The 23,969-nt window shown below is 37.0% G+C and carries 20 protein-coding genes, 1 tRNA gene and 1 pseudogene; 17 read left to right on the top strand and 5 right to left on the bottom strand.

Annotation, left to right across the window (positions count from 1 at the left end):
* The first annotated feature begins 112 nt into the window (after positions 1-112).
* From J7E67_RS17680 to J7E67_RS17670, 3 genes are all read left to right on the top strand, one after another.
* Positions 113-355 carry a helix-turn-helix transcriptional regulator gene (locus J7E67_RS17680; protein WP_214732530.1) on the top strand — a complete coding sequence of 81 codons (243 nt, stop codon included), beginning with the start codon at positions 113-115 and terminating at the stop codon, positions 353-355.
* Positions 356-442: 87 nt separating this feature from the next.
* Positions 443-970: a hypothetical protein gene (locus J7E67_RS17675; protein WP_214732529.1), complete on the top strand. Its 528-nt coding sequence runs from the start codon at positions 443-445 to the stop codon at positions 968-970.
* 129 nt (positions 971-1,099) lie between these two features.
* The gene (locus J7E67_RS17670) at positions 1,100-2,020 is read left to right on the top strand and encodes a helix-turn-helix domain-containing protein (RefSeq protein ID WP_214732528.1); all 921 of its coding nucleotides are present in this window, start codon (positions 1,100-1,102) and stop codon (positions 2,018-2,020) included.
* A 783-nt stretch (positions 2,021-2,803) separates the two neighbouring features.
* On the opposite strand, the gene J7E67_RS17665 is transcribed toward J7E67_RS17670, so the two are convergent.
* Positions 2,804-3,364, bottom strand: coding sequence for a recombinase family protein (locus J7E67_RS17665; protein WP_214732527.1), 561 nt, complete (start codon positions 3,362-3,364; stop codon positions 2,804-2,806).
* Positions 3,365-3,973: 609 nt separating this feature from the next.
* Here J7E67_RS17665 and J7E67_RS32145 point away from each other — a divergent pair.
* Complete coding sequence (locus J7E67_RS32145; RefSeq protein WP_308161441.1) at positions 3,974-5,083, top strand: HNH endonuclease; 1,110 nt, start codon at positions 3,974-3,976, stop codon at positions 5,081-5,083.
* Between the two features lie 45 nt (positions 5,084-5,128).
* Positions 5,129-5,634, top strand: a pseudogene (locus tag J7E67_RS32140) (recombinase family protein).
* Between the two features lie 335 nt (positions 5,635-5,969).
* Here the strand turns inward: J7E67_RS32140 and J7E67_RS17650 are convergent.
* Positions 5,970-6,479 (bottom strand): hypothetical protein, encoded by a 510-nt coding sequence (locus tag J7E67_RS17650; RefSeq protein WP_214732526.1) that lies wholly within the window; start codon positions 6,477-6,479, stop codon positions 5,970-5,972.
* Positions 6,480-7,167: 688 nt separating this feature from the next.
* Here J7E67_RS17650 and J7E67_RS17645 point away from each other — a divergent pair.
* Positions 7,168-8,520, top strand: a complete 1,353-nt coding sequence (locus J7E67_RS17645; protein ID WP_214732525.1) for a DUF2612 domain-containing protein — start codon at positions 7,168-7,170, stop codon at positions 8,518-8,520.
* 639 nt (positions 8,521-9,159) lie between these two features.
* Positions 9,160-9,966 carry an abortive infection family protein gene (locus J7E67_RS17640; protein WP_214732524.1) on the top strand — a complete coding sequence of 269 codons (807 nt, stop codon included), beginning with the start codon at positions 9,160-9,162 and terminating at the stop codon, positions 9,964-9,966.
* Between the two features lie 40 nt (positions 9,967-10,006).
* On the opposite strand, the gene J7E67_RS17635 is transcribed toward J7E67_RS17640, so the two are convergent.
* On the bottom strand, positions 10,007-10,744 hold the full coding sequence (locus J7E67_RS17635) for a hypothetical protein (protein WP_214732523.1): 738 nt from the start codon (positions 10,742-10,744) through the stop codon (positions 10,007-10,009).
* A 250-nt stretch (positions 10,745-10,994) separates the two neighbouring features.
* On the opposite strand from J7E67_RS17635, the gene J7E67_RS17630 reads away from it, so the two are divergent.
* A complete protein-coding gene (locus J7E67_RS17630) occupies positions 10,995-11,816 on the top strand; it encodes an ATP-dependent DNA ligase (protein ID WP_214732522.1) in 822 nt (273 codons plus the stop codon).
* A gap of 736 nt (positions 11,817-12,552) precedes the next feature.
* Positions 12,553-12,626, top strand: a tRNA-Gly gene (locus J7E67_RS17625).
* 79 nt (positions 12,627-12,705) lie between these two features.
* On the opposite strand, the gene J7E67_RS17620 is transcribed toward J7E67_RS17625, so the two are convergent.
* Positions 12,706-13,377, bottom strand: coding sequence for a B3/B4 domain-containing protein (locus J7E67_RS17620; protein WP_214713335.1), 672 nt, complete (start codon positions 13,375-13,377; stop codon positions 12,706-12,708).
* Positions 13,378-13,489: 112 nt separating this feature from the next.
* Here J7E67_RS17620 and queG point away from each other — a divergent pair, with 112 nt between their 5' ends.
* The 8 genes from queG to J7E67_RS31870 all read left to right on the top strand — a co-directional run bounded on the left by queG (position 13,490) and on the right by J7E67_RS31870 (position 22,431).
* Complete coding sequence (queG, locus tag J7E67_RS17615) at positions 13,490-14,620, top strand: tRNA epoxyqueuosine(34) reductase QueG (RefSeq protein ID WP_214732521.1); 1,131 nt, start codon at positions 13,490-13,492, stop codon at positions 14,618-14,620.
* 85 nt (positions 14,621-14,705) lie between these two features.
* Positions 14,706-15,578 carry an amidase domain-containing protein gene (locus tag J7E67_RS17610; protein WP_214713333.1) on the top strand — a complete coding sequence of 291 codons (873 nt, stop codon included), beginning with the start codon at positions 14,706-14,708 and terminating at the stop codon, positions 15,576-15,578.
* Between the two features lie 73 nt (positions 15,579-15,651).
* On the top strand, positions 15,652-16,125 hold the full coding sequence (trmL, locus tag J7E67_RS17605; protein ID WP_088085886.1) for a tRNA (uridine(34)/cytosine(34)/5-carboxymethylaminomethyluridine(34)-2'-O)-methyltransferase TrmL: 474 nt from the start codon (positions 15,652-15,654) through the stop codon (positions 16,123-16,125).
* A 51-nt stretch (positions 16,126-16,176) separates the two neighbouring features.
* Positions 16,177-16,926 (top strand): oxygen-insensitive NADPH nitroreductase, encoded by a 750-nt coding sequence (gene nfsA / locus J7E67_RS17600; protein WP_214713332.1) that lies wholly within the window; start codon positions 16,177-16,179, stop codon positions 16,924-16,926.
* Positions 16,927-17,250: 324 nt separating this feature from the next.
* Positions 17,251-19,146 carry a PrkA family serine protein kinase gene (locus J7E67_RS17595; protein ID WP_214713331.1) on the top strand — a complete coding sequence of 632 codons (1,896 nt, stop codon included), beginning with the start codon at positions 17,251-17,253 and terminating at the stop codon, positions 19,144-19,146.
* A gap of 275 nt (positions 19,147-19,421) precedes the next feature.
* Entirely contained in the window at positions 19,422-20,588 is a 1,167-nt protein-coding gene (yhbH, locus tag J7E67_RS17590; protein ID WP_168242317.1) for a sporulation protein YhbH, read from the top strand.
* Between the two features lie 619 nt (positions 20,589-21,207).
* Positions 21,208-21,849, top strand: coding sequence for a copper homeostasis protein CutC (locus tag J7E67_RS17580; RefSeq protein ID WP_214732520.1), 642 nt, complete (start codon positions 21,208-21,210; stop codon positions 21,847-21,849).
* Between the two features lie 450 nt (positions 21,850-22,299).
* Positions 22,300-22,431: a hypothetical protein gene (locus tag J7E67_RS31870; protein ID WP_285290503.1), complete on the top strand. Its 132-nt coding sequence runs from the start codon at positions 22,300-22,302 to the stop codon at positions 22,429-22,431.
* Between the two features lie 70 nt (positions 22,432-22,501).
* On the opposite strand, the gene J7E67_RS17575 is transcribed toward J7E67_RS31870, so the two are convergent.
* Positions 22,502-23,773: a cation:dicarboxylate symporter family transporter gene (locus J7E67_RS17575; RefSeq protein ID WP_214713329.1), complete on the bottom strand. Its 1,272-nt coding sequence runs from the start codon at positions 23,771-23,773 to the stop codon at positions 22,502-22,504.
* Positions 23,774-23,969 lie beyond the last annotated feature (196 nt).

Below are 23,969 nucleotides of genomic sequence, written 5' to 3'. Positions count from 1 at the left end.
ATATTTAACTAAGTAGCATTCTTTCAGTATAAGGGTCGTTCCTAAAGGGGGAACGGCCTTTTTTATTTGGTTCTCTCGTCATAGAATACGACTTTTAAGGAGGTGATAAATTATGAACATCAAAGCGAACGCATTACCTTTCATAAGATCGGCAATAAACCTGGACCAATCATCATTAGCTAAAAAAGTAGGCGTTACTCAGTCAATGATTTCAGCTGTAGAAAAGGGTAAGCGTCCACTGAGCGTAGGATTAGAACGTAAAATTCGCAGTGAAATTGGTTTAAACGATGATATGATTAGTCGTTTAACTAAGCTATATCGGGAAATCAACAATTTAATAGCAACATGTGAATAGGTCGGGAGCATATCGCTCTCGGCTTTTTTAATTGATTCTTAGTCGTAAATAAAAACAACTTATTAAACAAAATGGAGGAACAAAATAATGAATATGCAAAGGTATCAGAAATTGGAAGAAATTATAAACACAGGAGATTATTACATCTGTACTGATACAGGTCGAGTTTGGTCCAATAAGCGGAAAGGTGCGTGGTTAAAACTTAGTGTTACACCAGAAGGGTATCAAGTTGTTTCTTTTAGTTACAAAGGACAAAGCCATAACTACAAAGTCCATGAGTTAGTGGCTTACCAATTTTTAGGAAAGGCGTTAATAGACCTGACGGTTAACCACAAAAATAGGGTTAAAATGGAAAACGGTTCACACAATCTAGATTTAATGACAATGGAAGAACAACGTGCCCACGCTAAAGCAACTGGATGGTTAGTCAAAGGACAATCAAATGGCAATTCGAAACTAGATGAACAGAAATTAAATAAGTTTTTATATCTGTTTAGCACAGGAAATTACTCGCCTAATGAACCTGGAGAAATGTTTAGTGTTAGCCAGAGTACAAATAGTACCGCCAATAAATACGAAATTTGGACCCACATCCCAAGACAAACCGCCGTCTAAAAAGAATCCCCTAAACGGATCCTCAACGCTCAATAAACGACCCTAACGACTACAAAACGATAACGAACGACTACAACGACATATTCCCAACTGAAAAAAATTTACCACCACAATTGGAGTGAACTATAAATGGAATCAAATGTAGGTTATACGAAATTTCATACAACAATTAACGGAGTGGAACATTGGGCTCACAATGTAACTGGCGAAGTTAAATACTTAGTCAATCCGTCTGAATTCACGATTACTTCTAATCAACAAAGAGACGCTTATCTGAAGAAGATTGAACGTGAAAATGCGATCATAAATGGACGATCAAAGAACTGGGTCGCCTGTTACCATGATGCAATAAAGTCGTTATCTAGTAGACTATCGCTTGAAGAGATGGGAGCAGTATTTCTGCTGCTTCCGTATATGAACTTAAAGAGAAAAGGTGAGTTAACCATTCGGGGCGAAAAAATGAATGTTACTAGTATCTCAAAGGCAATCGGTAAAAGCGTTCCACAGACGAAAAGGTTACTTCCTAAGCTAGTTGAGACAGGTGTACTCTACAAGGAACGTGAAGGACGCAGTATCGTTTATGGCGTATCTACGGAATATCACAGAATTGGCAAGGGTCACACTGTTCATTTCACTAAGTTATATCAGCAGTTTACTTTAAAGCTGCAAGAAGAATACGATTTGACGATTCAACTAGCAGGGCTACTGTACGCAATCCTACCGTACTTCCACTATAAGACGTTTCTGTTGTGTAATAATCCAAATGAACAGGACGACAAGGCACTTGATCCAATGTCTGAATGCGAATTATCCGAATTGCTTGGTACAGACCGGTCAACAATCAACAGGCTGTTGAATCAATTATCTAGACGTGGTGTTACCACGAAAATTGGTTCTCACAGTGTTTCGATCTACCGTGTTAATCCCGACCTAATGTACCGTATGGATAAAGAAACAGAATTTACTGTAGCGGTTCGAGCCGATTTTCAGGAAACTATGAAACTGTATCAGAAAGAAAAGGCAATGAAATCTTATTCGAACAAGAAATGAAAATGAGGCATTTGTGCAAATATGATACTCCAATGCCCTATTTCTGTGCAAATATGATACTTTAAAAAATACGGTTAATTCCATGGGGCTGTAAGGCGGAGGGCACTTTTTACATGTGTTTAACTCTTATTCTTATAGATGTCGTTTAACATATTCATGTTTCTAACAAACGAGAATAAGCGTTAAAAAGTATATATGTATAACCTTCGCCTAACGGCTTGGTGATGTAACCAAAACTTATCAGCTTCAGTAACATCTAGAAAATTATAAACGGTATGTTTTATTAGAAGACTGCCTAAGCAGGATTCAACTGAGCGTTAGCGAGGTTTATTACGACGTTACGATTAAACGATTATACGTTAACATAACCAAATTAAAATCGTCATTTTACGGGATGAGGTTAACGGAAGAATACGCTTAAAAAGGAGTTAATGAGTTAGTAGTTGTTAACCGTTAATGCTGCTATGAACGCCTATGTAACGATTCAGCATGTATGTTTAACGAATGAACGGCATCTAATTTAGCATGTGTATATACGATTAATGTGGACGGTATGAATCGGTACTTCACTTGATGCAGCTTGACCGAAAATGGCGTTTCTAGAAACCTCGGGGTCTACGGATCATCAAATCGAAAACCTAGATGTACCAAGCGGTTGGTAGGTATTGTGAAACTTAATGTAAAGTAAATTTACTTGACAGTATGACATCGTAACAAAAAAAATCTCTACCGTTTAGCTAGGGCTGTGTGCCGAAAAACCACCCTGCATTAAAAGCAGTATGGTTACTCAATTGCCTTTAGCTTCTTTTTCGCTCTGATCAGCGTACTCTTCGATATTCCAGTCATCGCTTCAACTTCTTTGTAAGAGTGTGTCTCTAGTAGTTTTAAAGCGTGGTCAATATGCTTCATTTCGAATTTTTTAGGTCGACCTTCTCGGAAATCATCACGTTGTTTAGCAATTGCCTTGCCTTCTTGAGTGCGTTCTACAATCATGTCACGTTCAAACTCTGCGAAACCGCTCATAATGGTTAGTATTAACCTTCCAGTAGGCGTGTCTTCGATTAACCCCATATTCAGAACGTGTACCTTTACGCCTCTTTCGAATAACGCTTTTACAGTATTGATTGCATCGACAGTAGAACGAGCAAAGCGGTCTAATTTCGTTACCACAAGTGTGTCGCCTTCTACTAGTTTCGAAAGAACTTCTTGGAATTTTGGTCGCTCTGCCTTTGTACCAGTGAACTTCTCTGAATAGATAACCTCGCAACCTTCGTTCTTTAATGTTTGTAACTGTGCTTCTAAGTCTTGTTGAATCGTACTTACCCTCGCATAGCCGTATTTCATATGTAATTCCCCCTTTGATTTATGAATCTAAGTTATGACACTGTGTGATGCCTTGATAGTACTGCATCGTCAAAACGGTGTCAATACTTTTAAGTTATGATACTTTCAAGGTGTAAAGATACTATTGGTAGGTAAACTGCTGAAGTAACGGTAAGTTGCCTCCCTTGTAATAGTAGGTAGAAACGACTTTTATCGTAGTGAATGAATACTGTCATTTTAACTGACACAATAAATCGATTAGAAAATGAGAAATTCAAATACGAACAAAATTCGGGTTTAGGGAATTGATTTAACTGACATCTTTGGAGACGAGAAAAAGTGATTTTATGTTAGGTATGGGGGCCACTCTATCTCGAGAGTGACACACATGTCATATCGCACTATGCCTGACGGTGGACGAATATGGACGCTAATATTCGAACCTTGACGATTCAGCAAGGGAGTAAGTACCTGTCATGTAAATTCAGAAGGAAAACATAGGAAAAAAGCGATTGAAAAATTTTTTTTGGACTTGGAGATCTCGGGAGTGTGATAGTTTGGACGATTGACATACGAATTTTTCGGGAAGAATTACATCAATAACAATGGGTGATGAAAGAGGCGGAATTCGTGTTAACGCATAAAATCTGTAAGCAATGTGATCAAAGGTTAGAGATTCTTATGTTTCCTTCTTCCAAATATATCAAAGACGGTTATGAAAATAAATGTAAAGTATGTAGAAGAAACAACAGAAAAAAATATGAACTTTCTTGTACAATTTGCAGTAAAAAATTCCCTTCAAATAGCAACGATACCAAGTTTTGTAGTACGAAATGTAGGGGAGAGGCTCAAAAGAAACAAATATCAGTACCATGTGCGTATTGTGGTGAGGAAGTAGAAAGACCGGTTTCGCAAATTGAGGGCCGTGAATACGTCTATTGTAATCAAGACTGTAGAACCCTACATTTAAAAGAACTGATGAAAGGTGAGGGGAATCCAAACTATAATCGGGTAATAACTAATTGCGGATATTGTCAAAAAGAGATAAATGAGATTCCTTACAAAGTAAATAATCAAAAACATATATACTGTTCCGATGAATGTTATAGAGAACATCGTAGAATCCTTATGACAGGTGATTTAAACCCTAATTATGTAAGGGTTACTTTGGATTGTGAAGTGTGTGGAAAGGTATTCCCGAGAAAGCCGGGGGCAGCAAAAAGAAGTATAAAGAAATACTGCTCTAGAAGGTGTTATGAGTGGGCACTGGCTGAGTATAACCTTAACAGAAAAGCAGGAGAAATGTATCCTTGCTCAATATGCGGTAAACCGATATATGCCACTAAGACAAAAAGACAATCTAGGAAGTATTTTTATTGCTCAACGGAATGTAAAGATATGGGTTGGTCATTATATTTTTCTGGGTCCAATAATCCTAAATGGCGTGAAGATAAACCACATGAAGAACGAATTAAAGAACGTTTGTTAGAAGGGTATAAAAAGTGGAGAACATCTGTCTATGAAAGAGATTTATATACTTGTAAGTGTTGTGGAGATGGCAAGGGCGGGAATTTAGTAGCTCATCATAAGAATGGATGGGATAAGTTTTCTGATCGAAGGCTTGATGTAGATAACGGAATTACTCTATGTAAGACTTGTCACAAGGAATTTCACTCAATCTATAGCTACGGTGGTAATACAGAAGAACAATTTAATACTTGGTTGTTAAATAGAAACTAATAGCAAATACAGTCTATGATAGAGGTTTGCATCAGCGACTGAGACATTTTTATCTAAAAGCAAAGTGGTAAAGATTTTAATCGGAGTTTAAGTAGTAAAAACAGCATTTAAGTTCAGGAGATACATTGTACATTCACCAGTTAAACAGATTTGGGCGGAACAAGGAAGAAATTTTTAATGAATGCACGGATATAACTAAAACCATTAATGCTGATATTGTTGTACTCGATATGCCTTTATTGGATACTACGAAATACAAGGACAGCCTTGGAACGTTTATCTCCGATTTGGTACTTCAGATACTATCTTGGTTAGCAGAGGAAGAAAGAGAACGGATCAAGAAGCGTCAACGAGAAGGAATAGATGTTGCGTTGAAAAATGGAGTACAGTTTGGTAGGCCGAAGGCGGAAATAACGGATGCGTTTATAGAGGTATATAAAGAATGGAAAGCAGAGCGGATCACGGCGACATAAGCAATGAGAAGAGCAGATGTGAAACGGACAACGTACTATAAGTTAATAAAAGAATATGAGACGATACAGGCGAACTGAATGATGGTTCGCTTTTTGTTTGTTATTAATGATCAAAACAGGGGGAGGGCTACCCTATCACGAACACAGCCCCCATGCCATATCGACACTTGCCTGGTGTAATGCACACATGGACGACAAATCACGAAACCTTGATCCGAGAGGTATGCCCCCGTTTCTATAAAATCATTGGTCAAAATAGATAAATCCGTTTTAAAAAATTTTTTCAGATTTGGAAATCTCGGGGGTCATACTATAAAGACTACCTGGTAGTAATGCGTTGTTCCTGACTTAACCCAAAACAAAAACGGCAGCTAATTAAGCTACCGTTCGATTACAGTTATCATTCGTTCATCCTAGACTGGTGAAGGTGGGGCAACAACAAAGTTACTGTGATAAAAAATGTTCCCTAACTGTGGTACACCCGCTGCATTGACACCAACTAAGCTGATACGGCAAGGGCTTGGTGGAAATATCGATGGAGTAAACGGACCTGTTACACGTGCTTCAAAACAAGGATTCGGCGGAAAGAAAGGATTTGAAATAGCATAAACCGCCAGAGTAGCCTTTGGAGGGATTGTAAAAGTAACGGGTGTGAAGACTGGATTAGGGTTACAACACGTTGGGTCAGATAAGCAGTCACAGTCTTCGACTAATGGTTGGGTAGTTATTTGCATACCGTTTGGGGCTACTGGTTGTCCACATAAAAACGCTACCTTACCCAACTCAGGGTTAGTACAATCCGAATGGTCAATGACTGAAACAGTGACTTTCTGAGGTTTGTCCGATACATTCAAAACATTAACTACAATGTTCTGCGTATCAGGATTTTGCCATACCGGACCTGTTGTCAAAGTGATTGGCAAAGGAAACACCTCCGTTCTATCAATCTACCATTATAGTATTTGCGAAAGAGAGATGAGAAACGGCAATTGACACGAGACATTTAGAATTCCGCTAATAGAGCTCTTTTGTTTAAGAACAAGATCGTCTAAATAAGGGTATTTTTTTTTCTTAAAGACAAAAAGTTAGATTATGTTGTCAATCGTATGTAAACCGAAGAGAACTATATAGAATCAAGAGATTAATGGGGGTACCGTATCATAACTAAGGGGGATGTGTTGTGACGGACATGTGCCTGGAGATGGACGAACATGGGCGAGGAATCTAGAAACCTTTATAAATTCAAGCGGATATGGATTACTGATTCAACAGATATAATGGTAACAAATTAGGTATTAAGGGTGTTTAGTTAGTTGCCACACATTACGACACATATTCGCAAAACTATGCGTTATTAACGGTGCTAACGCCTTTCAATTAATAACCATACTCGGGCATACAACGCTAGAAATGACTAAATATTCCTTGACTTATTTAGCGATGGAGTAGCCGAAGGACATAAGAAATTTAGCCCGTTGAACAATTTAAAAAGATAGTGTAATTAGCTTGCCTAATGGTAGCTTTTTTTATTTCTGTAAAAAATTGAAGGGATAAAAATATATTGTTAGAATTTGTAATATAAGCAAGGAATATGTCTGAGGGGGAAGTATATTGGCTAAAAAGAAACATAAAAAGAAAAATAATAATAAACCAAGAATTAAAGATAATTATAGTTTTAAAGAAATGGAAACAAGCATTAGCGGTATGCAAGGTTTACAAGAATTGTTTGCGGTTGCTGAACAGTTTGGTTTAGGAACTTCCATTAACCAAGAATTATTTAAGGATGTACCTACTATAAGCAAACAGTTTAAGGAGCTAACACAAACACTTGATAGATTTAATCATTTCTTTGCTAAAAAAGGATGGATAGCTTTTGAATCACTTAATCATGAATTAATGGAAAAGTGCGTAAAACTCGCAGAAGATGGTAGAACAGATGATGCTGAACGAGAATTGGTAGGCTTTTTTACGGAGAGGGAAAATGTTAACTTCCTTGCAAATCGCCTAAAATATATCGAAGAATTTAAGCCACGAAGAGATTTACTGATAAACGCATTGGACGATCATTTTAGCGGTAGATATTACGCAAGTGTACCGTTATTTTTAATGCTTATAGATGGCTTTGTTAACGAATTTGAAAGGTATGGTTTCTTTGCTGAAAAGGTAGACCTTTCAGTTTGGGATACAATCGCAGCTCACGAAAGTGGTTTAGGTACGGTTGCAAAAATATTAGGTAAGAGCCGTAAAAAAACTACAAATGAAGAAATTAACTTACCGTTTAGAAACGGGATATTACACGGTAGAGATTTAGGTTACGGTAACATTCAAGTTTCCTCGAAAGCGTTAGCTACCTTACTATCATTAGCGGATTGGGCTAGAGGTATAAAAGAAGGTAAAAAAGGTATTACGAAAGAATACGAACCGCCTAAAATAGAAGAAACAACCGAACAGTTAGCAAAATCGTTGGAGTTATGGCAAGAAAGTAGAAGGCAAAGTGAGTTTATGGAAGGTTGGAAACCACGTGAAATAACAGTAGGGGATGATATACCTGCTAACGGTAGCTTAACCGAATACGGTGACGATACTCCTGAAAAATCCGTTATAGAATATCTTGGTTATATAGAAGCGGGTAATTACGGCACTCTTGCTAAAATGACTACAAACTACGATAAAGTATTAACCGAGGGTAAGTTAGCAGGTAGGTTACGTGAAATATTTAAAGGTAAAAAGTTAGTTGGTTACGAGTTGGTTAGCGTAACAGATACAGCACCTGCTATAAGTAAAATTGAAATAAAGCTAGTGTTCGATTATAACGGTGAGGAAATAGAGGATAACCGTAAATTTAGGCTTATTTATGTAGATGAAAACGATGATCCCGTTGCCCGTGGGTACAAGAAAGCGGAATGGAAGGCAGCGCTAGATTTCTATAATATTGAGTACCTAGAATTCTTGGGGAATAGATAGTTAATGTGAAGTACCTTTACTTTACGTATAATAACGTTGTTATATGCGTTAAATGTTGGTGTTAATATAGGCTACCGAGGTTAAAAAATACGGGTGTTTTACGTGTAGGTAACGTAAGGGGTAACGTGTAGCTAACGTATTGTATACCGCTAAATACCAGCTCAGCAAGCCTTCCGTGCGTGGGGGTGCGTAAATATGTATAACGTAGGTAATAGTGTAATAATGTAGCCGTATATAAACGTTGGTATATGCGTTTGTTACAGGTACTACTATTACGTTATTACGTAAAAGGTTTGTTACACGCACTAATGAACGTAGAAGAATACAACGTAATACACAACGGAGGGATAGCGTAATGATACCGTTAAAATAGGTATTGTGCGGTATCAACGGAGGAAGGCAAAAAGGAGGGAGGAGTGAAGAATCGTCTCCGTTTTCTAGCCCGTAAAATTTTGCTACAAGATTTTTAAAAAACGGAGGGTTAAACGTTACGTTTACGCCGTAGCACTGTATTAACTTTGCCTATATTGGCTTAATGCTTACCGTTTTGTTTTAATTATCTGATAGCATTATTACTTATGCTTATGCGGTGGTATAATAGATTTTAAGGATAATAATGGAATAACGGGAGAGCGATATATGAACGCCTTAAATAAACTTGAAAAAACGAAGGTTAATCTCTGTAAATTGATAGAACAATATTGGAATAACGGACCTTTTACAGAACTTTACGTAGCACAAATTGAAGAGGAAAACTTTTATGAAGAAAGCCGAAATATTATTAAAGCCATAGCACGCAAACAAAACATTAAAGTACCAGATTTTACACAGGCTAGTAGAAATCTTACTGAAGCCGTATATTTTTTAACTACGAATTTGGATAGAGATGAAAATGAATATACGTTAAAACAATATGTTAGATCCTGCTTTAACGAATATTTAGACTATCTGGAAGATGAGCAAATTGACGTAAGGATTATACACGTTCCTAGCCAAATCCCTGCCCGCTTAACGTTTGCCCATATTAAAGAAGATTTAGCTAAATGTGAAAAGCGTTTTAACGAAGAGGATTATTCGGGTGCCATTACAAGTGCTCGTTCGTTAGTAGAGGGAGTATGTAACGAAATAATAGTAAACATAACGGGCGAACAGATTGAAGATAAGCTTGATTTGCCTGCGTTGTTTAAGAAAGTGCGTAAACACCTTAATTTAAACACGACTAACCCCAATCTAGAAGCACCGTTAAAGCAGGTTATAAGCGGGCTGATTAACATAGTTAACGGATTAGCTGAAATCAGGAACGAGAATGGTGATGCTCACCATAGAAGGTATGATGTAGACCAACACCATGCTTTAGTAGTTATTAACTCCGCAAAAACCATAGTAACGTTCTTGTTTAACACATACGAATACCAATTAGATAAAGGTACGTTAGTAAAGGCGTAAATAAACGGGCTTGCTTAAATGCTTGCCCGTTTAAAATTATTCAGGATATAGTTTTAATGAAACGGTTTAATAATTTTCCTGGATTAGATTTATGAATATATTCGTCATTTTCAGCACTTCCATCGCTAGAGGAAGGCGTATCATCGTCTATATCTAAATTTAAATCAATTTCGTAAGTACGTTTTATAATTTGATAATTTATCGCCTTATCTAAAGTTAATTCCATACTGTTTTTATCTATGCCAGCGGTGTTACACGCCTCTTTAAAAGGCTTACCAAAACGGTAAAATCTACCGTATTTTGTTGTATCTAGATGTTGATACATAAATTTAATGTTATCAATATCTTTATCAAAAAGGTTCATTAACGCATCCATACAGACTAAATAATCGTGCGAAATGTTTTGCTTATTTTCAATCACTTCGTACATAATTATGCCTAATATGGTGCAAGACTTTGTAGATTTAGATAACAATATTTTAGATAGGGTATCCGAAATAAATTGTGCCTTTTCTTCGTTATCGATGTAATCCCGTAACTTTGCTAATTGTTCTTCAGTTGGAACATCATCGGGTTTAAATCCCTTTAAAAAAGCTTCAAAACGTTTTTGTGCAATTAGAGTGCTAGCATTCCGTAATAATCCAACAACCTTAGATGCATCCCCTAATACCTGAACATATTCGTTATCCAAGATATTGTTTTTAATATCTATATACTTTTTTAACTTGTCCGAGATTGTATCTAGCGTATTTTTAGCTTTTTCTAGATCATTTCCCATCTAATACATCTCCTTTTTTTACTTATATCGTAAGCTATGATAATAAGGTTTGGAAAGAGTTACCTTCGACACTCCATTTTAATTAAGATTCGTAAAAGGATATATGTCACTTTTGGAATAATATGAACAAAAGAGAAACATTAGTTATTATCACATACTAAAAATTCACATTAGTAACAAACCTTTACACCCTTTAGTTTCCATTAAATTTACATTTTGTCTCTGTTAGAATAGTAGTGAGGTGTATAACATGTTTATTTCGCCAATGCTACTGCATAGATCGAAGGAACCGTTTGATTCGAATGATTACATCACGGAGCTTAAACTCGACGGCATCCGTTTAATATATTCAGTTGATGACGCAGGTAAAGTTCATTTATATTCACGGCACAAAAACGAGATTACATCGAAATTCCCTGAATTTCATAACTTAGACATTCCGCCTGGAACTGTCCTTGATGGAGAACTAATCGTAAGTGACGATAAGGGTAAGCCTGACTTTGAAGCCGTAATGAGTAGGTTTATGAGTTCTAAGGATAAGACACCAGTTACCTTCGTCGCTTTTGACGTAATCCAGCACAAAGGTGAACGGATCACAAACTTACCACTTCTTAAACGTAAGGATGTACTTGCAGAGATAGTCCCTGAGGATAATACGTTGATTGCTAAGACGCAGTTCATTGAAGGTCATGGTGAGGCTTATTTTGACGCTGTAAAGGAACAAGCGCTTGAAGGTATCGTATTAAAACGTAAGGATTCACGTTATGAAGTCGGCAAACGTTCAAATTCGTGGTTGAAGGTTATTAACTACCAGTTCTCAGATGTCTTTGTCGTTGGGTATCGTAAGCAGCCAAAGAATTTCGGTTTACTGTTGGCATTCGACGATGGCCGTTATGCAGGTGTTATGGAACTCGGTGTACCTTCGTTAGCTCGGAAGCAAATTTACTCTAAGCCGGTGATTCGTGAAGAGAAGGATTTTGCGTTTATTGAACCAGTTAAGTCTCGTGTTAAATATCGTAATTTAACGAAGGCGGGCTTATTTCGTCTACCTAGTTTCGTCGAGTTGATTTAGAGTCTGTACAAGTGTATGTAAAATTGATATAGTGAATTTAAACAGGTAATCGTGCGTATGAACTTTTTCGATTTCAGCAGTTGAACGTAAGAAAACGTTGAATGGACGGCATATCTCGTAAATATTTTCGTAAATAAATTTTAAGCACGACTCAAAATCGTGTTCCGTGAGGAGTATCGGTTCGACCCCGATCACCGGTATCAATTTGTTTTAAAAGAACATTTCTCATTAATTTGAGAAATGTTTTTTTTTGCGAAAATTTAGTGCTTTATTGACCACTAATCCACTAACAGAGTTACATCTAAGTTATTTACTATGTTAAAGGATAATAGAATCTATTCGTGCCCCTCGCTGGTGAAAAAACAGTTCAACGGTAACTAGAGGAAGCGTCAGCAGCCCGCTGAATGAAAAAATAGACCAACGCTAACCAAGGGAAATTAATAAATCTTGTGCATGTATGAAATCTAATCTACTTTACGTTATTATCACCAACCGTATTAGTAATAAAATACAGATCCTCTTGATATTTTTTGCAAGACTATAAGCGGATTTACAGAAAAAAGTCATTTCTTTACCTTTTGAGTAATAACCTAGTCATAGAAAATACAGTGTTAGTTCATTTTCTATGTAACGAAATAAATTCGACAAAATTTGCATTTTTCCCTTGACGATACTAAAAATAGTGTGTAATATAGAAAAGGTCAGTTGATGATTCAAAAATTTGTCACTTATTAGTGCGGGTGTAGTTTACTGGTAAAACCTCAGCCTTCCAAGCTGATGTAGTGGGTTCGATTCCCATCACCCGCTCCATACATATTAACTAACGCAGTGTATCGTTACATAAGAGAACGATGCATTGCGTTTTTTTCTATACAAAGAAAAAGATGCCCTATGGACACCTAAGGATTTGGAAGGAAGATTCTCCTCCATGTAATTTTGTAAACATATTCATTAAAGATTCTGTTAGTTTCATCGCGTTTTCAACGTCGGTTGAAGGTCTCAAATAAATAATTTGCAGTGCATTTTTAGTAGCAAAAGTTACTGGTGCTCTATCAGAATCGACGAATGGACTTCCAAATGGCCCCTGTTCATCACAAGATACAATTAGACGATTTAAAGAATTTATTCGCCCATTCAATCCGTTATATTCCTCACCCACCATTCCCAACCGAATGCTCACCCGTCCCTTTATGAGATCCAGGTCATATATTCCGATTGGTACTTGATATTGTAAAGAGAAAAAATTATTAATATCAATCGCACTCTGAACGGAAGTAAGGTAATTTTGTTTTTGTACTCTCCTGTATAACGCCTCTACTGAGGGTCGATACCTGTTCGGGTCTTTACCGATCTTTTTAAAAATAGTACGCCATTCCTGAATGCCAGAGAGTTCAGTAACATTTTTATTTTCTAAATCAAAATAAATAGATTCTTGGAACATCTGGAGTCTTCCTTTTATCATTTGCTGCGATTCCCCGACCACAATATCTTTATATTCAATTATCCCCAGCTTAAAGTTAGGTATTTGCTCAAATAATTCCTGTGAGAGTTGAATTTCCAACCATTCCACCTCCAAAATTCATTGAAAATAGTTTATCATAAATAGATGCGCATCTAATAATATAACAAGCCAATTATTAAAATAAATGACTTCTAGGGAAGGTGGGGTTTAAATGGATGTCCTAAACTTAAAGGAAGAACTCATCGCCTATAGTAAAGAAATTGGAATCGATAAAATTGGTTTCACAACCGCAGACACGTTTACTGAATTGAAAAACCGATTAATAAGGCAACAGGAACTCAAATACCAATCAGGATTTGAAGAACCAGATATAGAGAAAAGAGTGACCCCTTCATTATTACTAGAGGAACCTCGTTCGATCATTTCCATTGCCATTGCTTACCCTTCCAAAATGAATAACCGTGTTGAGAGTAAAAAGGGTGAGAGAAGAGGGATTTTCAGCAGGGCCTCTTGGGGTCTCGACTATCATCATGTTCTCAAGGACCGGCTGCACAAACTTGAGGAGTTTATCTCTGCAAAAATGCCAGAAGCTAGGTTAAAATCAATGGTTGACACTGGAGAACTTTCAGACCGCGCTGTTGCCGAGCGTGCTGGAATTGGTTGGAGCGGAAAAAATTGTTCCATTATTACACCGGAGTTCGGATCATATGTTTATCTGGGGGAAATGATTACCAGTATCCCTTTTGAACCAGATACACCAATTGAAGATCAATGCGGGTCATGCACAAAGTGTTTGGATGCTTGTCCAACAGGGGCTCTTGTACAAGGTGGACAAATTAATGCACAGCGCTGTATTTCTTATTTAACACAAACAAAAACATTTATCCCAGATGAGTTTAGAGACAAAATTGGTAACCGCGTCTATGGCTGTGATTCCTGCCAAACAGCATGTCCGGTTAACAAAGGGAAGAATTTTCATTTCCATGAGGAACTTGAAGCGGATTCTGATATTGCCAAACCGTTACTAAAGCCAATCTTAAAATTAAGTAATCGGGAATTTAAAGCTAAATTTGGCTACATTGCTGGTTCATGGCGAGGGAAAAAGCCGATTCAACGGAATGCGATTATCGCGCTTGCCCATTTTAAGGATATAACAGCAATTCCCGAATTAGTAGATGTATTAGAAAATGAGGGAAGCCCAGTATCAAGAGGAACAGCTGCCTGGGCCCTTGGGAAAATTGGCGGTGAAACTGCTTTCGCTGCCTTAAAAAAAGCTCAAGAGCTTGAAACCGATCAGGAAGTACAAAATGAAATAGAAAAAGGTTTAAGTTATTATAGGTAAAAATGAGTGAACTCAAGGGTTCGCTCATTTTTTTTGATTGAAATCCTGTCTTCTCTCATATGTATGAGAGAAAGGGGTGAGAAATATGCTTCATTTGATACAAGATTTATTTGATAAAAGAGTAAATCAATTTGTCTCCGATAAAAGAAAACATAAAGTATTTTTTCCAAAGGCTGAAATAAAACAAAGTGCATTGTCAAAAAGGTCTGCAGAAATTGTCAAAGTAAAAGCAGCCGGCAGAATAATAGAAAGAAATGAAGAGGATGAATTTCAAACAGTAAAATATCATGCTCATTATCAATATTTAATTAAGCAAAAAGGTATTCTTTACATGGAGGAAGAAGTCGAAGAAAGATTAGCTAAGTTTTATAAAGAGGCTTTAGTGATGGATGAGGAAATCAACCCTTATGATCATCATGAGTCTTATCAAGTACCAATTACACAGAGCTTAGAGGATAGTGATGAACGATTAAGCTTTCAATACAACCGCTTAAAAGCTGTACAATATGCGGAACGCTGGTGGAACAGCTACAATCCTGCCTACAAAAAATTTGAGAATGATTGCACCAACTTTATTTCACAATGCCTCCATACGGGCGAAGCGCCGATGAGAGGCTATCCAAATCGGGGCAAAGGGTGGTGGCTCCAAAATAAGAATTGGAGCTATAGCTGGGCGGTGGCACACTCATTTAAGCTTTATTTTGCACATTCTAAAAGTGGTTTACGGGCACGAGAAGTCAGCAGTCCTGATCAATTATTATTAGGTGATGTTATTTGTTACGATTTTGAAGGGGATGGACGATTTAATCATAATACAATTGTTACGGGTAAGGATGCACATGGAATGCCGTTAGTGAACGCCCATACCTATAATAGCCGAATGAGGTATTGGGCATACGAAGATTCATCTGCCTACACACCTAAAATAAAATATAAGTTTTATACGATTCTGGGTTAAAAATGCATCATTATTGAAAGGATAAATCATAGTGGTATAATGGCATGTAGAGTTTTTTATCGAGGTGAGAAACGTGTCAATAAATGTAGTATTATATCAACCACAGATTCCTTCTAATACAGGAAATATAGCAAGAACATGCGCCGGAACAGATACCAATTTACATTTAATCCGTCCATTAGGTTTTTCGACCGATGACAAAATGTTAAAAAGAGCAGGTTTGGATTATTGGCAACACGTTAATATTGTCTACTATGATTCACTTGATGACTTTTATGAAAAGAATGCTGGCGGTGATTTTTTTTATATCACAAAATTTGGTCAAAAGCCTTTTAGCAGCTTTGATTATAGTAATTCAAGCAAAGATTACTATTTTATCTTTGGACGGGAAACAACAGGACTTCCGAAAGATGTTATTGAAAATAACAAAGACGTCAGTTTGCGGATCCCTATGAATGAAAATATTCGTTCCTTAAATTTATCCAATACAGCTGCCATTCTAATTTATGAAGCACTTCGTCAGCAAAACTATGCTCATCTAAAATAATAAAAGGAGGTCCTATCGGGCCTCCTTTTGATGAATGAAAGGAAGTTTGTCATGAATGAAGTTATCAATACAATTCTTAATCATCGCTCCCTTCGTCATTTTGAGGACAAGCCATTAACAGATGAACAAATCAAAACGATTGTTACTAGTGCCCAAGCAGCGGCAACATCAAGTTTTATTCAAGCCTACTCTATTATTGGTGTTAAGGACAAAGAGAAAAAGAAAAAATTGGCTGAGATTGCTGGTAACCAAGAATATGTTGAAAAAAATGGTCACTTTTTTGTTTTTTGCGCCGATCTTTATCGTCACACCATTATTGGGGAGAAGGAACAAAAAGATGTTACTCCATCTATCGAAAGTACTGAAAAGTTCATGGTTGCTCTAATAGATGCTTCTTTAGCTGCACAAAATGCAGCGATTGCAGCGGAATCACTTGGGTTAGGAATATGTTACATAGGTGGAATTCGCAATAACCTAGAAGAAGTTAAAAAGCTTTTAAAGACACCTGAGCGGGTTATTCCTTTGTTTGGGCTAGCTGTTGGAGTACCAACCAAATTGACAGACAAAAAACCTAGGCTCCCGTATGAACATGTTTACCATGAAGATGAATATCAACAAAGCACTGAAGTTTATCTAAGTCAACTGCAAAAATATGATGATTTGATTTCGTGTTACTATGAAGAGCGGACCAATGGGAAAAGAAAGGACCGCTGGACTGACCAAATAGCTACTATGCTTGATAGGAAGAGTAGAATGTATATGAAGGAGTTTGTTCAAAAAAATAAACTTAATCTTAAATAAAAAAACTGCCGATTGGCAGTTTTTTTATTTTGAAGAGCCTGGTTTGTCATTATAACCTGATGTGAAGATTGCCGCTAAAAACGTGACCATTACTAAACAAACGATGAAAGTGTTCATATTTATGTAATCCTCCTTCGTCATACATTTTTCATTTTTATCACACATATAGTTTTATTATAGCCTATCTTATAAAAATGAAAAGAGGGAGATTCTTTTTATTAATACAAAAAAGATAGACGCTACTTGGAATGGTACGCATGTTCAAAAGCTTATCAGCATAGAGTATATTAATCGTCTCTGATTAACCTACAGGGGGAGGGCCTTATGGATATTCTAAAAAAAATCGAGATGTATCGCGAAGAAGAAGAAAAGCTACGGTGGGAAGGGTCATTCGCAGATTATTTACAGTTGTTGAAAGAGAAGCCATGGGTTGCACAGTCGGCACATTCACGAGTTTATAATATGCTTAAAGATGCAGGAATTACTGAAGAAAAAGAGACGAAAAAGTACGAATTCTTTAGCAATCAATTATTTGGTTTAGAGGAATCGCTGGAACGGCTTGTTGAAGAATACTTCCATCCGGCAGCAAAAAGGCTGGATGTAAGGAAGCGTATTTTGTTATTAATGGGTCCTGTAAGTGGAGGGAAGTCAACTCTTGTTACCATGCTAAAAAGGGGACTTGAAGCTTACTCTCTCACGGATAGAGGCTCTGTGTTTGCCATTAAAGGATGCCCAATGCATGAAGATCCACTTCATTTAATTCCACATCATTTACGCAAGGATTTCCATGATGAGTATGGAATTCGCATCGAAGGTAATCTTTCTCCATTGAATATGATGCGTCTAGAACAGGAGTATGGTGGACGAATCGAAGATGTTTTAGTAGAAAGAATCTTCTTCTCCGAAGATAAGCGAACTGGAATCGGAACATTTAGCCCATCCGATCCGAAATCACAGGATATTGCCGATTTAACAGGAAGTATTGATTTTTCAACCATTGCGGAATTTGGTTCCGAATCAGATCCACGCGCCTATCGCTTCGATGGTGAGCTTAATAAGGCGAACCGTGGAATGATGGAATTCCAGGAGATGTTAAAGTGTGATGAGAAATTCCTTTGGCACTTGTTGTCTCTAACTCAAGAGGGGAATTTCAAAGCAGGCCGGTTTGCCTTAATTAGTGCTGATGAGCTAATCGTTGCACACACGAACGAAACGGAGTATCGTTCCTTTATCTCCAATAAGAAAAATGAAGCACTCCACTCAAGGATTATTGTTATGCCTATTCCTTATAACTTGAAGGTGTCACAAGAAGAGAGAATTTATGAAAAGATGATTAATGAGAGTGATGTTTCTGATGTTCACATTGCACCACATACGTTAAAGGTAGCAGCGATGTTTACCATCCTTACTCGCTTAAAGGAACCGAAAAAAGGCGATATTGATTTACTTAAGAAAATGCGCCTTTATGATGGAGAAAGTGTGGAGGGCTTTAATACGGCGGATGTGGATGAACTTAAGAAGGAATATCCAGATGAAGGTATGAGTGGTATTGATCCTCGTTACGTGATTAACCGGATTTCATCCACGATCATTCGTAAAGAAATACCTTCAATTAATGCACTTGATGTATTAAGATCATTAAAAGATGGGCTGGATCAACATCCGTCCATCACTACAGAGTTACGTGAACGTTATATGAATTATATCTCATTAGCCCGTAAAGAGTATGATAATATTGCCAAGAAGGAAGTCCAAAAAGCATTTGTTTATTCATACGAAGAATCAGCTAAAACGTTAATGGATAATTACCTTGACAATGTTGAAGCTTATTGCAACAAATCGAAGCTTCGCGATCCACTTACTGGAGAAGAAATCAATCCAGATGAAAAGCTCATGCGTTCTATTGAAGAACAAATCGGCATCTCTGAAAATGCGAAAAAGGCTTTCAGGGAAGAAGTACTAATAAGAATTTCTGCTTTTGCAAGAAAAGGCAAACGTTTTGACTACAACTCTCATGACCGCCTGCGTGAAGCCATTCAAAAGAAATTGTTTGCAGATTTAAAGGATGTAGTAAAAATCACCACTTCATCGAAAACACCTGATGAACAGCAATTGAAAAAGATTAATAACGTGGTGGCCAGGTTAGTTGATGAGCATGGCTATAATACAACATCAGCTAATGAATTGCTGCGTTATGTTGGTAGTCTATTAAATAGATAAGTGGATTAAAATAGCTAGGACTGGCAGAAGGTAATCTGTCAGTCTATTTTTTTCCTTATGATGATAAGGAAAAGTCCCGGTGCATCCATATGGATAATTTGTCCAATTTAGCAGGCAAAAGCACAATTGTCAAAATAATTTGTAAATTATTCTATTTTTCTGCATAGGATAAAGTAATCCATATTTATCTTAATTTTTTCATTCGAGTTATATTATGAATTTGATAAAAATTTGTGCATTTTGGAAACTAATAAATTAATAAGGAGGGGTTTACATTGTCAGTTAACAACCATCAATTTGTCATTTCAAGAGAAGATTGGTCCCTCCATCGTAAAGGCCACGATGATCAGCAGAGGCATCAGGAAAAAGTCCAGGAGGCAATTCGCAACAATCTTCCAGACTTAATTACAGAAGAGAGCATAATTATGTCTAATGGTCGAGATGTAGTAAAAATTCCGATTCGTTCATTGGACGAATATAAAATTCGTTATAATTATGACAAAAACAAACACGTGGGCCAAGGTGATGGTGACAGTCAAGTAGGTGATGTCGTTGCACGTGACGGTTCTAGCGGCCAAAAGGGACCAGGTAAAGGCCAAGGAGCAGGAGACCAAGCAGGCGAAGACTATTTTGAGGCAGAAGTATCATTAATGGAGCTTGAGGAAGCCCTATTTAAACAATTAGAGCTTCCAAATTTAAAAAGAAAAGAACAAGAAGAGCATCTCGTTGAAAATATTGAATTCAACGATATACGAAAAACAGGTTTAATGGGGAATATCGATAAGAAACGAACGATGATGTCTGCATTTAAAAGGAATGCAATGAGCGGGAAGCCTGCTTTTCACCCTATTTATAAGGATGATTTGAAATTTAAGACTTGGAATGAAGTAGTTAAACCGGATTCCAAAGCGGTGGTCATCGCAATGATGGATACAAGTGGAAGTATGGGGATATGGGAGAAATATATGGCACGCAGCTTTTTCTTCTGGATGACACGCTTTTTAAGAACGAAATATGAAACAGTGGAAATTGAGTTTATTGCGCACCATACTGAGGCTAAAGTTGTTACTGAGGAGGACTTTTTCTCTAAGGGTGAAAGCGGTGGGACAATTTGTTCATCTGCATACCGCAAAGCATTAGAAATCATTGATGCCAAATACAATCCACGTAAGTTCAACATCTATCCATTCCACTTCTCAGACGGTGATAATCTCACATCGGATAACGCCCGCTGCGTGAAGCTAGTTGAGGAATTAATGAAGGTGTCAAACATGTTCGGGTATGGAGAGGTAAATCAATACAATCGGCATTCAACCTTAATGTCAGCCTATAAGAACATTAAAGATGATCAATTCCGCTACTATATTCTTAAGCAAAAAGCAGATGTATTTCATGCGATGAAGAGCTTTTTCCAAGCCGAAGAATCGAAATTATTTGCTTAACAAAAACGACTGGTGTCAGGCACCAGTCGTTTTTTGCTATTGCTACAAGTTACTTTACATTAAGCTTTGTGGAATTGGTAAAGATGACAGGGTGATAGCAGAAGATACGGATTTCTTAAGTGGAATCCAAAACTATTTATGAACTTGTTAATAACAGAAAACAAATTCATTAACTTTTTAAAAACTCTAATGTCAGCCTATAAAAATATTAAAGATGAACGATTCCGTACTTATATTCTTAAGTAAAAAGCATACGTCCTTCATACAATGAAAAGCTTTATTCAAAAAGAGGAATCAAAATTTTACGCGTAAGCAAAAAGCCAGCAGATGCCGGCTTTTTAGATTTTTTTTATTTGTATCTTCCTTTTGTCCATTCCGCATAGGCTTATATGAAAATAAGTGTACAAACTATAGCATAAATAATCATGAAGTTCTCAGGCTTAGCATCCAAGCCGATTGCCAGTTACTTGAGGACCGAGTGATAGGGGGAAAGTAGGGAAGGTTCATGAATGGTTTTTTTCTTGTATGATAACATGATGAGCCTGCAAGAAAACAGGAGATTTGATTTGCCTAGTTTTCCGGGAGTATTCTTTGAGTTTTATATGAAAGGTGGGTGTATATGCTAAAAGAAGTTTGTGTAGAGAATTTTACTTTGGTTCCTGTGGCTATTGAAAAGGGGGGACATCGCATTGAGCTTTGTGACAACCTATCTGTCGGAGGCACTACTGTTAGTCACGGGGTAGCTGCAAAAACCATTTCATATTGTCACTCCAAAAATACGAAGGTAATGACCATGGTTAGGCCCAGAGGCGGAAACTTTACTTATACTAAAGAAGAAATTGAGATTATGCAAAATGATATTGCCCATTTCAAGCAGTTAGGGACAGATGGAGTGGTGATTGGCTGCTTAAATGATTCTGATTGGATTGATGAGGATGCCATGCTCAAACTGCTAGAATCTGCGAAAGGGCTGGATGTAACCTTTCACATGGCGTTTGATCAGATAAAAAATGAATATCAGTTTGAAGCTATTGATTGGCTTGTGAAACATCGAGTGAATCGAATTTTAACACACGGAGGACCAAGTACTAAATCAATCGAAGACAACCTTAGCCGTTTGAAGGAATTTGTGGATTTTGTGGCTGACCAAATTATTATTCTTCCCGGAGGGGGAATAACTGACAAGAACCTAAATAATATAGCAAGTATGTTAAATATTAGTGAAGTTCACGGGACAAAAATTGTGGGTGAGCTTTGTTAAGTTGCTGGCTCCAAAAACACAAGTTAATATTCAATCATTATATCCAAAAATCGACAGGTGCCTGGCACTTGCCGTTTATTTATAGTTTTCAACGTACACAAAGATAGGACTTTACGTGGAGAGGTGGGTATGATAGGCTTGGTTGCCTGATGAAACAACTGTTTAGCCTTTCAAGACAAATCGTACCCACAGAGGCTCCACGTCAAGTCCTTATCCACTTATCTTGGCATACATGTACACAAAGATAAAAGGTGCATTGTATCAATCTTTTGTCGATGATACTGTAGATAACTGTACTTTAATGCAATAAGCATCTTCCCTGAAAAGGTGGATTATATACAAGATTCTTTTCATAACTTGTATATAATACGTTTATTTTTTTTATTCAAAAAACATACTGCCATTTATAAGATTGATTAAATAAATTCAATCGAATGACAGAGATGCTATATGGAAGGAACTTTTGAAGTCGGTGTTGATTTTATTAATACTGATGATATAGCTAGCTTGCAGCAGTTCTTGTTGAAAAATGATCCTCAGCCTTCTGAACCTAATATTACTTGGGAAACCACTAATAAATAATAAAAAGTTCGATTATTAATACAAATGAAAGGCGATGACTGAGTGTCATCGCCTTTTTGTGTTTACCATCTTATGCAGCTTTATCAATGGAAGTGATGTATTCTTTACCTTTCTTTGAATCAAATCGTCCTTCCCACTTAGACATAACGATTGCTGCCAATGAGTTACCGAATACATTAACAACGGTACGAGCCATATCTAGAAGTCTATCGATACCCGCTATAAATGCGAGGCCTTCTAGTGGAATGCCTACTGTTCCTAAAGTTGCTAATAGAACCACAAAAGAAACACCCGGTACACCTGCAATTCCTTTGGATGTAACCATTAATACTAACATTAAAGAAATTTGTTGAGAAATACTTAAATCGATTCCGTACATTTGAGCAATGAAAATTGCTGCTAGCGCTTGATAGAGGGTAGAACCATCTAAGTTAAATGAATAACCTGTTGGAATAACAAAGGAAACAACATCTTTCGGACACCCGTATTTCTCCATTTTTTCCATCACTTTTGGCAAGACGCTTTCTGAACTGGCCGTTGAAAAAGCTAAAATGATTTCGTTCTTTAATATCTTTGTAATATGAAGAATGCTGGTCCCACATATCTTTGCTATAACACCTAACACAGCAACAATAAAAAAGAACATTGCGGCATAAACACAAATAACTAATTTTCCAAGTGGAATTAAGGACGCTACTCCAAATTTTGAAACCGTTACACCTATAAGGGCAAAAACGCCAAATGGTGCAAATTTCATAATCTGATTTGTTACCCAAAACATGGCATCGGCCGTACCTTGGAAGAATGCAAGAACTGGTTTTCCTTTTTCACCGATTGCTGCAATTCCTAACCCAAACATAACGGAAAAGAAAATGATAGCAAGCATGTCCCCATTTGCTATAGATTCGAAGATATTTTTCGGAACAATATTCACAAATGTATCCATAAAACTATGACTTGTTGCTTCACTTGTTGAGTCTACATATGTTTGTATATCGCCTTTAGCCAGTTTGGACATATCCACACCTACACCTGGCTTAAAAATATTCGCTGCAAGCAAACCTATTATAATAGCGATCGATGTAACAATTTCAAAGTAAAGAATGGTTTTCCCACCGAGTTTACCTAACTTTTTCATATCCCCGGTTCCGGCAACACCAAGGATTAGTGTTGAAATAACAATGGGAACCACAATCATTTTTATCATTCGAATAAAGATGTCACCAATGGGCTGTAAATAGGTTGCAACTGCAGGATTTCCGTAAAAAATGGCTCCGACAATAATCCCCAAAATCAATCCAACAAGTATTTGATAACCTAAGCCAAACTTAAATTTTTTCATCCAATATCCTCCTTAAAATATAGAGTGTAAACGCTTACTAATTTTTCTGTGAATTTTAAAATGTAAGTTAATCATATAAGGAGATTATTAAATCCTACTAAATCCGACATAACTGATTATAAAATATTTACCTTATTTTGAATCGACAGAAAAAATCCCAGAACTTTGCTAAAGATCTGGGGAAATAAATCGTTTC

The organism is Bacillus sp. ISL-46 (assembly GCF_018613205.1).
Note: the sequence above shows the minus strand (reverse complement) of the source record. Positions and strands in the feature narration are given on the sequence as shown.

What these genes read in the sequence shown, in the direction of transcription:
- J7E67_RS17640 (WP_214732524.1), top strand. Translation starts at nt 9,160, where the DNA reads ATGAACGCCTTAAATAAACTTGAAAAAACGAAGGTTAATCTCTGTAAA.
- J7E67_RS17635 (WP_214732523.1), bottom strand. Translation starts at nt 10,744, where the DNA reads ATGGGAAATGATCTAGAAAAAGCTAAAAATACGCTAGATACAATCTCG.
- J7E67_RS31870 (WP_285290503.1), top strand. Translation starts at nt 22,300, where the DNA reads ATGGAAGGAACTTTTGAAGTCGGTGTTGATTTTATTAATACTGATGAT.
- J7E67_RS17680 (WP_214732530.1), top strand. Translation starts at nt 113, where the DNA reads ATGAACATCAAAGCGAACGCATTACCTTTCATAAGATCGGCAATAAAC.
- J7E67_RS17675 (WP_214732529.1), top strand. Translation starts at nt 443, where the DNA reads ATGAATATGCAAAGGTATCAGAAATTGGAAGAAATTATAAACACAGGA.
- queG (WP_214732521.1), top strand. Translation starts at nt 13,490, where the DNA reads ATGGATGTCCTAAACTTAAAGGAAGAACTCATCGCCTATAGTAAAGAA.
- J7E67_RS17665 (WP_214732527.1), bottom strand. Translation starts at nt 3,364, where the DNA reads ATGAAATACGGCTATGCGAGGGTAAGTACGATTCAACAAGACTTAGAA.
- J7E67_RS17670 (WP_214732528.1), top strand. Translation starts at nt 1,100, where the DNA reads ATGGAATCAAATGTAGGTTATACGAAATTTCATACAACAATTAACGGA.
- J7E67_RS17610 (WP_214713333.1), top strand. Translation starts at nt 14,706, where the DNA reads ATGCTTCATTTGATACAAGATTTATTTGATAAAAGAGTAAATCAATTT.
- J7E67_RS17595 (WP_214713331.1), top strand. Translation starts at nt 17,251, where the DNA reads ATGGATATTCTAAAAAAAATCGAGATGTATCGCGAAGAAGAAGAAAAG.
- J7E67_RS17575 (WP_214713329.1), bottom strand. Translation starts at nt 23,773, where the DNA reads ATGAAAAAATTTAAGTTTGGCTTAGGTTATCAAATACTTGTTGGATTG.
- J7E67_RS17630 (WP_214732522.1), top strand. Translation starts at nt 10,995, where the DNA reads ATGTTTATTTCGCCAATGCTACTGCATAGATCGAAGGAACCGTTTGAT.
- nfsA (WP_214713332.1), top strand. Translation starts at nt 16,177, where the DNA reads ATGAATGAAGTTATCAATACAATTCTTAATCATCGCTCCCTTCGTCAT.
- J7E67_RS17580 (WP_214732520.1), top strand. Translation starts at nt 21,208, where the DNA reads ATGCTAAAAGAAGTTTGTGTAGAGAATTTTACTTTGGTTCCTGTGGCT.